The organism is Pseudomonas sp. 05T35 (genome assembly GCF_056396605.1).
This window is the reverse complement of record NZ_JBFTLU010000631.1, coordinates 1-1,925: the sequence shown is the minus strand read 5'-3', so window position 1 is coordinate 1,925 and position 1,925 is coordinate 1. Positions and strand designations below refer to the sequence as shown.

General features: G+C 58.6%; 1 pseudogene. It reads left to right on the top strand.

The features are described from left to right. Positions 1-430 precede the first annotated feature (430 nt). Positions 431-1,853: pseudogene (gene ltrA / locus AC1DH9_RS28200) on the top strand (group II intron reverse transcriptase/maturase). Positions 1,854-1,925: the final 72 nt, after the last annotated feature.

The following is a 1,925-nucleotide window of genomic DNA, read 5'->3' as shown; positions in this document are numbered from 1 at the left end:
TGGGTGCGCCAGGCATGGCGCGTTGCGCGCAAGCGCAACCAGTTTGGCTGTGGTGGCCACGCTGGTGACTTGGAGGTGAAAGTCCTCTACACACCCGGCAAGGGGAAGTGTTAGCCAGAGGCAAGGGTGTTGCGGGCGACTGCGAATCTGAAGGAAGCCCGAGGCAAAATGCTGGCCTGACGAACAGGAAGCGGATAGAGGCGGCACAGCGGGGCAAGACGGCCCAAACCGTCAAAGCCCGATACTTGCACGGAACGCTGTGACGTAAATCCGACAGGCATAAGCAGGAAGGTCGCGCGAATTACCCTGGGAGATCTGTAGGTTTGCCGCTGTGCTACCGAGCGTCGAGAGGCGACGGGATGAATCTACAGAAGTCAGCCGAGGCCGTAGTAAGTGACGAGYAACCCCGTCACCAAGGGCCGAACAGGTTATGCCGCCAGTAGGCGTCAGAGTCTCGTCGAATGTCGGAAAAGCAGAAATTTCTCCGCAAGAGAACTGTAACCCCAAGTCCTGGACAGAATCCTGGGCTTGCGGCTGTCAGTGCGCAGACATCGGCGGCGTCTGTGACGTGGACGAACGCGGAGCCGGACACGCTGATGGAGCGGGTGCTTGCACCCGCCAACCTCAAGCGTGCGTATCAACGCGTAGTCAGCAACAAGGGCGCACCGGGTGCCGATGGCATGACGGTCGACCAATTGGCAGGCTACGTGAAACAGTATTGGCCGATCCTCAAGACTCGGTTGCTGGCTGGCGAATATCACCCGCAAGGTGTACGTGCCGTCGACATCCCCAAATCCCAAGGCGGAACACGGCAGTTGGGTATTCCCTGCGTCGTGGATCGCCTGATCCAGCAGGCTTTGCTGCAACAGCTCACGCCGATCTTCGAACCCTTGTTTTCGGACTACAGCTACGGYTTTCGTCCGGRCAGAAGCGCCCATCRAGCCATCGAAACAGCCCGTGACCATGTGGCGGCGGGACACCGTTGGTGCGTGGAACTTGATCTCGAGAAGTTCTTTGATCGGGTCAATCACGATGTCCTGATGGCCCATGTTGCGCGTCAGATCGAAGACAAACGCGTTCTTACGYTGATCCGTCGTTATCTTGAAGCGGGAACGATGTCAGGTGGACTCGTCAGCCGACGGCAGGAAGGGACGCCGCAAGGCGGCCCGCTTTCGCCGTTGCTGTCGAACATCCTGCTCAACGAACTCGACCGCGAACTGGAACGGCGGGGCCATCGCTTCGTGCGCTATGCCGACGATGCGAACATTTATGTGCGCAGTCATCGTGCAGGCGAACGGGTCATGGCCAGTGTTGAGCGCTTCCTGACTCAGCGTCTGAAACTGACACTGAATCGGGAAAAGAGCCGTGTGGCACGGCCTTGGGCCTGTGATTACTTGGGTTATGGGATGAGCTGGCATAAACAGCCGAAGCTGAGGGTGGCGAGCATAAGCCTGCACGGCCTGCGCGACCGACTCAGGGAACTCTTGCGTCGGGTACGGGCCCACTCAATGAGATATATCGTTGAGCAAATGACTCCCGTGCTGCGTGGTTGGGCTGGCTACTTCAAGCTGAGTCAGAGCAAGCGGCCACTTGAGGAGCTTGATGGCTGGGTGCGTCACAAACTTCGTTGCGTCATATGGCGTCAATGGAAGCGGCCCTCTACGAGGGCGCGCAACCTGATACGTCTGGGAATCGACGAGGCGCGGGCGTGGAAATCGGCGGTCAATGGCCGAGGCCCATGGTGGAACTCGGGAGCGTCACATATGAATCAGGCGCTACCGAAGAAGCTATGGGATCGACTCGGGCTGGTCTCAATACTGGATACGATAAACCGGCTTAATCGCATAACCTGAACCGCCGTATACGGAACCGTACGTACGGTGGTGTGAGAGGACGGCGGTTGTGAAGCCGCCTCCTACTCGATT